This is a genomic window from Mycobacterium sp. 1164985.4 (assembly GCF_001668575.1).
In the GTDB taxonomy this organism is placed as follows: domain Bacteria; phylum Actinomycetota; class Actinomycetes; order Mycobacteriales; family Mycobacteriaceae; genus Mycobacterium.
Genome location: NZ_LZMD01000078.1, coordinates 1 through 11,206, shown reverse-complemented (window position 1 = coordinate 11,206; position 11,206 = coordinate 1). Strand labels below are relative to the sequence as shown.

Genomic DNA, 11,206 nt, shown 5'->3' with positions numbered 1-11,206 from the left:
ACAAGCAAGGCATGCAGGTCTTCTGGGGAGCGGGCCACCTCATCGGGCACCACCACCAGCCGCCCGCCACCCAACAACGCCCCGAAAATCTCCTGCACCGAAGCGTCAAAAGCCAACGAATGCCACTGCGACCACACCCCCGCCACCGGCAACGGCGCATGCAACGACTCCATCAACTGGGTCACATTGCGATGCGCAACCGCCACCCCCTTCGGAACACCGGTGGTGCCCGAGGTGTAGATCACATACGCGATGTCATCGGGCGCCGGTCCGGTCAGCGCGGTGCCGGGCTGGGCGTCGAGGACGGCGCTGTCACTGATATCGACGACCAGCCGGTCCTGCCCGGCCAACCGCTCAGACAACGCGGCCGTCGTCACGATCGCGACCGGCTCGGCATCACTGAGAATGAACTCAATCCGCGCGTCCGGATGCGCCGGGTCGATCGGCACATAGACCGCCCCCGACTTGAGCACCCCCAACATCGCCACGATCGCCTCACCCGACCGCGGCACCAACAACCCCACCCGCTCACCCGGGCCGACCCCGTAGCCAGTCAGCAAGTGCGCCAACCGATTCGACGCCACATCGAGCTCTTCATACGACCACGAGCGGTCCCCGAACGTCAGCGCCGATGCCTGCGGGGCGCGGGCCACCTGCGCAGCGAACACCTCCGGAATCGACACCCCGGTCGCCGGCGCGCCCAACACCGCCCGATTACCCCACCCCGCCAACACGACGTGCTCTGCGTCGTCGAGCAGATCCACCGACGACAACCGCCGCGACGGATCCTCGGTCACCGCCAACAACACCCGCTCAAAACGCTCGATCAACGCCTCAATACTGACCGCATCAAACACATCAGTGCGATACTCCACCGCCCCCGATATCCCCGCGAACTCACCGGCCTCAGTCCAACGCTCAGCCAGGAAAAACGTCAAATCCATCCGAGCCGTGCGAGTATCGGCCGGCAGCGGGGTGACGCGAACATCGCCCAGACTGCGCTCGACTGGGTCCTCGTTCTGCCAGTTCTGCCAGGCCAAGGTCACCTGCACCAGCGGGTGATGAGTCAGGCTGCGGGTCGGGTTGAGCCGCTCCACCAACACCTCAAACGGCGCATCCTGATGCTCAAAAGCGGCCAGGCTGCGCGCCCGCACCTGTCCCAACAACTCGCCGACACTGGGATCACCAGCCAGATCGACCCGCAACACCAACGCGTTGACGAAAAAACCCACCAACTCATCAAGCGCCGAATCGCGACGCCCCGCGATCGGAAACGCCACCGCCACATCGTCGCTGGCACTCAGCTTCGACAAAAGCACCGCCAACGCTGACTGCATCACCATGAAGGTGGTCGCATTGTGCTCGCGAGCCACCCGAACGATTCGCTGCTGCAACTCCGCGGGCCAATCGACTGCCACACTGGCCCCGCGGTAATCGGCCACCGGCGGATACGGCCGATCCGTGGGCAACACCAACTGCTCAGGCATTCCGGCCAGGGCGTGCTCCCAGTAAGCCAGCTGCGTCCCGATACGACTACCGGGATCGTCGAGAGCGCCCAACTGCTCACGCTGCCACAACGTGTAATCGACGTACTGCACCGGCAACGGCGCCCACGCCGGCGCCTGCCCCGCACTGCGGGCAGCGTAAGCCACCCCCAAATCCCGCACCAGCGGATTGATCGACCAACCATCAGCAGCGATATGATGCGCCACCGCCACCAACACATGCTCATCGTCGCTGATGCGGAAAAGCTTTGCCCGCAGCGGAATCTCGTGCGCCAGATCAAACGTGTCACGCACCGCAGCGTCGATGGCCTCACCCAACCGCGCTTCCGGCCACCCGCCGGCATCGACGACCTGCCAACCGAAATCAGCCAGCTCGACCGGCATCACCACCTGCCGCGGAATACCGTCTTCCGCCCTGAACAAAGTGCGCAGGCTCTCATGACGGCCCACCACATCAATCAGCGCCGCACCCAAAGCACCGGCATCCAGCTCCCCGCTCAGCCGCAAAGCCACCGCCATGTTGTAAACCGGTGAGGGGCCCTGCAACTGGTCGACGAACCACAACCGGTTCTGCGCGAACGACAACGGCACCACAGCCGGCCGCTCAACAGCCACCAACGGCGCGAACCCGTCCTCAGCCCCACCGATACGGGGTACCAACTGAGAAACCGTGGGCGCCTCAAACACCGCACGAACGGTGAGGTGGCTGGGCAGACTGGCGTTCACCGCGGCGACGAGCCGCATCACCGACAGCGAATCGCCGCCGAGCTCGAAGAAGGAGTCGTCGACCCCGACCTGATCCACCCCCAACACCTGGGCGTAGATGCCGACCAGGACCTCCTCGGTGAAGGTGGCGGGGGCGCGGTAGTGCTTGGCATCGGAGTAGTCCGGCGCGGGCAGAGAGCGGATGTCGAGTTTGCCGTTGACCGTCAATGGCAAAGCGTCAAGCGCCACCACCGCGGTCGGCACCATATAACCCGGCAGCTTTTCCGCCAGCACCGCGCGGATTCCCGCCGGGTCCACAGTCCCGGTCACATAGCCGACCAGACGCTTGTCACCAGGGCGGTCCTCGCGCGCAATCACCACCGCCTGATCCACCCCGTCGAGTGCATTCAGCGCCGCCTGGACTTCACCCAACTCGATGCGATAACCGCGGATCTTGACCTGCTCATCAGCACGCCCCACATAGCGCAACTGACCATCGGAACCCCACCAGACCAGGTCCCCGGTGCGATACATCCTTAGTCCTGGCGCTCCACCACCACCGAACGGACACGCCACAAACCGGGACCCGGTCAAGCCCGCGCGTCGCCAATACCCCACGCCGACACCGGAGCCCGCGACATACAGCTCTCCGACCACCCCATCGGGTACCGGGCGCAGCCAGCTATCAAGCACGAACAACGCCGCCCCCGGCACCGGCGCGCCGATCGGCACCGTCTGCGATCCCGCGATCAGCGGCGTACTGAGCGTGGCGTACACAGTGGTCTCGGTCGGACCGTAGCCGTTGATCATGACGCGGCCGGGCGCCAACCGATCCACTACCTCAGCCGGACAAGGCTCTCCGGCCACCACCAACGTCGTCGTCTGCAATTCGTCGGTCGACAACATACCCGCCGCCGAGGGCGTCTGCCCCAGCACATCGATCTGCTCGTCAATCAGGAAGGTGCGCAACGCTTCCGGGGAAGCGACCACCTGCTCGGGCGCCACCACAAGCCGCCCACCGCTCAGCAGCGCACCGAAGATCTCCCACACTGAGAAGTCGAACGCCAACGAATGGCACTGTGACCACGCCTGTCCTGACTGAAGGTTGAGTCGCGGCCCGAACAGGCGGGTGACGTTGTGATGGGTGATGGACACACCTTTCGGGATCCCGGTGGTGCCCGAGGTGTAGATCAGATACGCAATGTCCTCGGGCGACGGGTGTGACAGAGGCGAGTCCGGATAGCCGTCCATGCGAGGGTCGTCGACAACGATGCCCGGCAACTCACAGCCGGCCAATCGCTCAACCAGGTCGGCGGTGGTGATCGCGGCGATCGGTGCGGCGTCGGCGATCATGAACTCGATACGCGACGCCGGGTGAGTCGGGTCGATCGGGAGATACGCTGCGCCGACTTTGAGTACACCCAGCATCGCCATGACCGCCTGGGCGCAACGCGGAAACAGCAGCGCCACATACTGTCCCGGACCCGCACCCCGTGCGGCCAAGAAGTGCGCCAGCCGGTTCGACGCCTCGTCGAGCTCGCGATACGTCCACGAACGGCCCGCGCACGTCAACGCCACCGTCTCCGAAGCACACCGCACCTGTGCGGCGAACATCGCCGGAATCGACACGGGCGTGATTGGTGCGGTCAATGCGGCCCGATTACCCCAGCTCGCCAAACCGGCGCCTTCGCGGCCGTCGAGTAGCTCGATTGACGACAGCCGCCGCACCGGATCAGCGATCATCGCCGCCAACACGAGTTCCAACCGGCCCGCCAGTTCAGAGACATCGAAACGGGACCACGGCTGCCCTGCACCGACCGTGCTGAGGAACAGCTTGTCACCCGCACTGGAAAAGAACAGTCCGAAACCGTCGACAACGGCACCGTTGGTCAAGGACGCCGATGCCTGGGCACCGCCGAACGGCATGGAAAACCGAGCGGGCAAGAAGTTGACAGTCACCCGACCGGCAAGCTTGCCCGAACCGCCCAAACGAGCTCTGCGTTCGAGGGTCTGCACCGGGAAGCGCTGATGCTCCAACGCTTCTCGGATTCGGCCGTCCACAACTTCACAGAACGCGACCACTGTGGAGTCTGGTGGCACCCACAGCACCAGCGGTACCGTTCCGGCCACCATGCCGGGGAGGGTCTTGGACTCTGGACGCACCCGCCTGCTGACCGGGAAGTCGAGCACCACCTCTGAGCCGACCGCACACCATCCGTGGACCAAGAGCGCGCACGCCGCGGTGATCACAGTTGATTGCGGCACCTTCGACATACGGGCGAAGCGCTCGACCCGGCGCAGGATTTCGGGGTCCAGCGCAACCGGCGCGGACGGCAGACTCTGAGCACCGTCGTCTTCCACGAAGGGCAGGCGGTAGGACGGTTCCATCTCGGTCGGAAGGTTCGCGGACCAATAGGCGCGATCGTTCAGATAATCGCTGGATGCTTCGTAGGCGAACTCGCAATCGACCAGTTCATGCAGTGAGCCGAAGAAGCCGGCAGGAACAGGTGCGCCTGAAACGAGCGCCGAATAGATGGCTGCCACCCGCTGGGCGATCAACGCGACGCCGGATCCGTCGACGACGATGTGGTGGCAGCAGAAGAACAGGTAAAACTCATCAGGCCGCGCCTGAAACAATGCGAACTTGAACAGCGGGCCGGAGAGCGGCATCGGCGTACGTTGGATCGACGCTGCCTTCGCGTGGACTTCCTCGACCGGATCGTCGGCACCACTCAGATCATGGAACGGCAACTCGATATCGGGGTAATCGATCACGCTCTGCACGATCTGGCCATCCACCTCCGCGAAGGCGGCCCTGAGCGGCTCAGCTTCCCCCACCGTTCGACGGATCGCCCACTCGAGTGCATCTCGTTGCACCCGACCGACGATTCTCACGAACAGGCCGAGCTGCCATTCCGCGCGGAGTCGACTCGTTTCCTGCGCAAGCCATATCTCGAGCTGGCCGCGCGTTAGTGGAAGCGCCTGGTTGTCCAACTCCATCGGCCCCCAACCCGCCGGCTCAATTATCAGAAGCCCGGTCCGCTATCGACTTTTCACGCAAACTCTCGTGCCGGTATCCATGCGGTTCCGTTCGACGTGACCAAGAATCGACACAACCGCCCGACCGCGTCGCGTCGGCGCATGGCGCGAGCCCGAACCCCGACCAACATGGGCGGATGATACCGCCGCTTCCAGCGAATATGGCCGGAATTGCTGCGGATTGGTTGACTGCCCTCGGAATGCCCGCCGCTCGGCACGCCGCGCAACCCAGCGCGATTGCCGATGCAACTTCAGTGTGCGGTCACAATCGCTGGGCGTCGACGGCTTTCTTGGCTTCCTGTGCCCGCGCCACATCCTCGGCCGTGTAGCGAATGAACAGGGCTGCGACACCGAGCAGGACGACGACCCCGCTCAGCCACAACAGGCCGTACGTATAGCCATGGTCCAATGCGTTGAGCTGAGCGGGGTTCATGTTCTTCGCGGGCCCGCTTGTACCGCCCAAGTGCAGCGTCCGCGAAGTGATGACAGCCTGGATGACGGCCAGCACCACGGGACCACCAAGGCCCTGCAGTATCACGGCGATCGCGGAGGTCGGTCCGATCCGGTCGTAACCGACGGTGGTGATCACCGACAGAACCAGGGGAACGGTGACCATGCCAATACCGATACCACCGACGGCGATGGGCAGAGCCAAGTTTGGAAGGTACGGTGTGCCGCGGTTGAGCGTCGAGCCGTACAGCACGCCTATGAGCAGCAGAGTGCAGCCGGCAATCACCACCATGCGTGGAGGGAATTTCGTCACCAGTCGTGATGACGCGCCCATGCCGATGGCGGCTCCGAGAGCGAACGGAATGAAACTGACGCCCGCACGCAACGTGCTGTAGCCCATGATGTCTTGCACGTACACGGTGACGACGAGAATGAGGGTTGTCATCACGCCACCGGTGAGAAACAGGGCCGCAAACGTCGCAAGCCGGTTGCGGTCGAGGAACAGATCGAACGGTACGACCGGGTTGTCCGCCCGGCGTTCCACCACGGCGAACGCCACGAAAGCCGAAAGGGCCGCTACGCCTGAGCCAATCGTGGCGGGCGACAGCCAGCCCCACTCTGGACCCATCGAGAAGCCCAGCACCACCGCGGTGAAGCCCAGAGTGGTCAGCAGAGCACCGGTGGCGTCGAGCTTCATTCGCTCCTTCTGGGTTTCGCGCAGCGCGGTACGTGCCAGGAAGAGCGCCAGCAGGCCGATCGGCACGGCCACGGAAACGGCCAACCGCCAGGACAGATCGGTGAGGATTCCTCCCACGATGAGGCCCATCACCGAGCCGATACTGACCATCGCGCCAAAAACAGCCGTCGCGGTGTTACGCAATTGACCCTTCGGAAAGGTGGTCGCCACCAGTGCCAGGCAGGTCGGCGCAAGGATCGCGACAGACACGCCCTTCAGCAGGCGGCCCACAATGAGGACGGTCTCATTCCAGGCGAGCCCACACATCAGCGAGGAGAAGGTGGATAGGGCGACCCCGATGACGAAAGCACGCTTCCGCCCGATCGTGTCGCCCAGACGGCCGCCCACCAGCATCAGTCCGTTGGCGGTGAGCAGGGTGGCGAATATGACCCAGCTTCGGCCGGCGCTCGTCAGTTCCATGTCGTTCTGAACCTTCGGAAGAGCGACGATGCCGATGGTGAGTTCCATCGCGGCCATCAGCTCCATGCTGCCGATCGCGATGATCGCGGCGATGAACCGGCGGGGTGGAAGCCGCGTCGGGGCGTATTTCTTCCGATGGCGCGGGGCGGTCCGTTCCGCGGCCATCGGAGTCGAAAGATTCGCCGGCTCTGTCGTCAAGTGAGGTACTGCCCGCTCTGCGTCGTAGCGAGCCGCCATACCGGAGTACCCCCTGCAGCAACGTGGGCAGCGCTGCCGTCGTGTTGACAATCGTTGGGTCAGGCGGCTTGAGCCGTTCGATGCGTCTGTATCCCGATCCCACCCGATGCGAGCATACCGATAGCTAAGTGGCCTCCGTGGTAAACCGTTCGATCCAATTGCGTAGGGGCGGGGGTCGATGCTTCCGGGCGCTTGCAGTGATCACGCGGACGGCTTCCCATTTCGGTGATCTCTCGAGCGACCAGATGAAATAATCGCCGCGTGCTGGCAAAGGCTGATCAGTGACGCTCCGGATACGCCCTGCACGTGACTCCCCCATCAGTCGCGCGTTCAAAGGTGATGGTCAGCCGGACAATCGGCTCACACCTGTGGACCATGCCTTGTTCGTCGGGCAACTCGCTACCGACTGGAAGCCGGTCATGCAGGTCGTCTGGGTTTACCAGCATCCCGTTGACTTCGACGGGCTGAGGCGTTTTCAGTACAACCTCGGCCACGGGTTGTTGGGACGGCGGATAGAGCGTTCGCCTCTGCCGTTCGCCCGCTCCCGGTGGGTCCTGGATCGCGGTCCGTCGGACATTGATATCGCCGGTAGCGCCCGCCCACGCTCTGAAGTGAGTGATTGGGCCGACGAACGAACGCAACTCACCATCGATCCCGAGTCGGGGCCCGGCTGGCACCTCGGTGTACTTCCACTCACGGACGGCTCGACGGCGGTCAGCCTCGTCATCTCGCACCACGTGGCTGACGGACTCGGGCTTGTCAGCGCGCTCCTCGATGCCGTGAACGACAACGAGCGAGATCTCGGGTATCCACCGCCTCGCTCACTTACCCGACTGCGAGCGGTGGTTCAGGATTCCGGGCAAACAGCGCGGGATGTGCCAGCGGCCGCCCGGGCACTTGTCGCGGCCGCGAGACAGGCCCGCCGTGATCGGCAAGACGGTGCCCATCCGCGGGCTGCGCGGCCGGGCGCCGTCACTGGCAGCGACGGTGACCACCATGTGGTGATACCAGCTGTCACGATCAACGTCGGCTTGGATGATTGGGACGCCCGTGCGGAGGCTCTGGGTGGGACGAGTAGGACTCTGGTCGCCGCCCTCGTCGCGAAGTTCGCTGAGCACATCGGGCGCCGACGCGCCAGCGACGGCACTGTCACACTGCGAATGCCGATAAGCACTCGCACCGACGGTGACAGCCGGGCGAACGCGGTGTCGTATATGCCCGTCAGCTTTGATCCGAAAGGGCTAACGACTGATTTGACCCAACTGCGGAAGACCATCAGCCAAGCACTCAAAGCTCTTCGCGAAACACCCGATGAGTCTTTGGAACTGGCGTCGCTGACCCCGTTCATTCCCAGGCGTGTCCTTAAGCGGATGAACAATGCGATAGTCGTCGACCCGGATATGCCGGTGTTTTGTTCGAACCTCGGCGACTTCGGTTCCGTTGTGTGCCGCCTCGACGGCACCGATGCCGAGTATGTGACCGGGCGACTGACCACCCAAGGGGACACACGAAAGCGGTTGGAGCAGATCGGCGGCATGATGACGGTCCAGTCCTGGCGCCTCCCAGACCACATCGTCATCAACATCGGCGCCTACCAGCCGGGCGCCGAGAACACCAAGCCGGCGTTGCGCGAGCTGGCTACGCGCACGCTGGCTGAGTTCGGCCTGGAAGGCCAGGTCGAATAACGAGCCGAGACGAACACCATGTTGCTGGCACTGTCTGTGCAACCGCGATTTCGGTCACATCGGAGCACTGACCGTCTATAGGATCGGTGCGCGACCCAAAGGGAGGGGCCCATGCCTGACAACGCAGCGCCTGGAACAGTCAGCGACGTGCGGACGATGTACGAGGCCTATCCGTACCCGAGTCCCACCGTCGGGGATTCGTTGATTCCGGACGTCGCGAACAGCTTGTTCACGGTATTCGGCGAAGACGACCTGTCGGGCAGGAGGATACTCGACGCTGGCTGTGGCACCGGTCAACGGCTTCTTGCCGTGGCTCGGCGTTATCCCAAGGCGCAGTTCGTTGGCCTTGACATGACTGCAGCCTCACTAGCGGTTGCCGAGGCCCTCAGGGACAAACACGGTATTCGGAATGTCGAATTCTGCAGATCTGAAATGTTGGATTTCAGTCCACCATCCGCCTTCGATCTCATTCTTTCGATCGGCGTCGTGCACCACCTAGAGGATCCGAGCCGCGGAATACAATTCCTCACGACTTTGCTCGGCGAGGACGGGATCCTGATCCTGTGGCTGTATCACTCATTGGGCGAACACCAGCGATTGCTCGATCGGCAGACGCTGTTGACGCTCTGGAAACGCTCGGAGGGGTTCGACGCGGGTTTGCAGGTGCTGCGCGACATGGGAGTGAACCTCGAGGTCAAGCAGTATGGTAGCACCGCGGCGCAAGCCAAATCCGAAGTGAGCCAGGTAAGTATCGACGTGGACGCCTACCTCCATCCGATCGTCAATGCATACCGGTTTGAAGAAATCATCGGCTTGCTGCAGGATTGCACAGAACTCGATTGGGCCGCGGTCAACAACATCAACCTTCTTGACTCGAGCAAGTTGGTCGACCTCAACGAAGTTGAGACTGGCGACATGCGCTACCTGTGCCAAACGCCGGAGGACCTGTTCTCAACTGAGTCGTTGAGGCAACGTTTCCGAGCGCTGAAGCCCTTGGAGAAGCTGCGAGTTCTCGAAAATATGCTCAAGCCAACGGGATTCACCGTCCTCGGTGGTCGTGGTGGCTCTGATCAACATCTCTCGGCAAGGGTTCGGGCGAACGCGGTCCCCCTGTAGATCGCGGTTCTGTGGCCCGAGACGAGAGCGCACGTGCGCATCGTCTTTCGTCGGCAGCAATGGGCTGGTCGGTCAATCGACACATCAACCGCGTGATGGTCTCGAGCGGAAATCGGCCCAGATTCCCTTGCGCCCACGGGCTGTCGCGACAGCTTCGTGAATCAGCTTCTTGATGGTCGGGCGGAACGGCACGCGGTTGGAGTACACGCGGTCTACTCCCATGGACACCAGCGCTTGGTAGTTCTCGAACGCCGTGCGGAAGTCGTGTTCAGTTAGTCGATACTCCTCGAAGACGCGATCGAGCACCGACTCATCCCAGGGCTTGTCCCGCGAGGCGGCTTGCATAGCGTCATAGGCCGTGGACATCCAGTCTGTGCCGAACCGTTCTGTAACTGGGCCTGAATACCGCTGATGCCGAAGATCTGGTGTGAGGAACTCCTCGATAGCCGCTTCGTCTCGCGGGCGGAGGTCAATTGCGAGCGACTTGGAGATGCGCGCCAATTCTCGGCGCCAGTCGTCGAGGAGATCGGCGTAGCTGACGAAAACACGCGGCAGGCCGCGCGTTTGTCTTTCGGCCAACAGCGTGTATTTCAACCAAATCGCGCTCGTGAGTTCCGGCGACATAGGACCGGCCGCTGCTTGCGACGCGATGACCTCGTGCGGGTGGCGTACCGGAATCACCGCCGCGACATCGACTCCCGTCAGCCGCGCCGCATCAAACCATATGTCGGAAATATTCGTGATGTAGGAATCCTTGATCACTACAAGCGGTGCGGCCGGAAGCTTCTCGAGGAAGGTGCCGACCCTGTCGACACAGTCGGCCCGCTCGTCGTCGTCAAATGCATCCTCTTCCAGTAAGCGCAGCGAGAAGTCAAAACCTGCGCTGCCCTGCCGGCGCAGAATCGTCTCGTTGAGGCTGAGGGATGCGCGAGGTTCCCAATACCCACGCGGATTGTGCCAGTCGGGGTGTCGTATTCCGGCCGGAAGCGTGCCACCGCAGAGCGAAAGAACCCGCGTCAGCGCCGACGATCCCGACCGACCGACGCCCAATACGAACAGCACAACGCGACGCGACTCAGCCGGAGACGATGCTGAGAATTGGTTTGCAGCAATGCGTTCGCCGGGTTCAGTCATTCGCAGAAAATTCCATCAGACTGTCTCCGGACACCATTCAGAACCAGAAACCACGGATGCCCCCTCACCCTTTGAGCAAGCTGTTCAGTTGGTCGCCGTACGTTGCAAGTGCTTGGGGGGTCATCATTTCGTCGTGTCCGCAGTTGACGGGGTGCACGGTGATGTTGCCGGTGACGTAG

General features: G+C 63.1%; 5 protein-coding genes. 2 read left to right on the top strand and 3 right to left on the bottom strand.

Translation table 11 applies throughout. From position 1 onward, the window contains the following. Together A5650_RS16410 and A5650_RS16405 are read right to left on the bottom strand one after the other, a co-directional pair. Positions 1-5,210 (bottom strand): non-ribosomal peptide synthetase (locus A5650_RS16410; RefSeq protein ID WP_156744162.1); only part of this gene is annotated, 5,210 nt, incomplete at its 3' end. A gap of 301 nt (positions 5,211-5,511) precedes the next feature. Continuing rightward, entirely contained in the window at positions 5,512-7,092 is a 1,581-nt protein-coding gene (locus A5650_RS16405) for an MFS transporter (RefSeq protein ID WP_067293568.1), read from the bottom strand. Positions 7,093-7,511: 419 nt separating this feature from the next. Between A5650_RS16405 and A5650_RS27690 the strand changes: the two genes are divergently transcribed. Both A5650_RS27690 and A5650_RS16395 read left to right on the top strand, forming a co-directional pair. Then, entirely contained in the window at positions 7,512-8,777 is a 1,266-nt protein-coding gene (locus A5650_RS27690) for a hypothetical protein (protein WP_156744163.1), read from the top strand. Positions 8,778-8,888: 111 nt separating this feature from the next. After that, the gene (locus A5650_RS16395) at positions 8,889-9,893 is read left to right on the top strand and encodes a class I SAM-dependent methyltransferase (RefSeq protein ID WP_082950794.1); all 1,005 of its coding nucleotides are present in this window, start codon (positions 8,889-8,891) and stop codon (positions 9,891-9,893) included. A gap of 84 nt (positions 9,894-9,977) precedes the next feature. Here the strand turns inward: A5650_RS16395 and A5650_RS16390 are convergent, their stop codons facing one another. Then, a complete protein-coding gene (locus A5650_RS16390) occupies positions 9,978-11,027 on the bottom strand; it encodes a sulfotransferase family protein (protein ID WP_067293560.1) in 1,050 nt (349 codons plus the stop codon). Between the last annotated feature and the right edge of the window lie 179 nt (positions 11,028-11,206).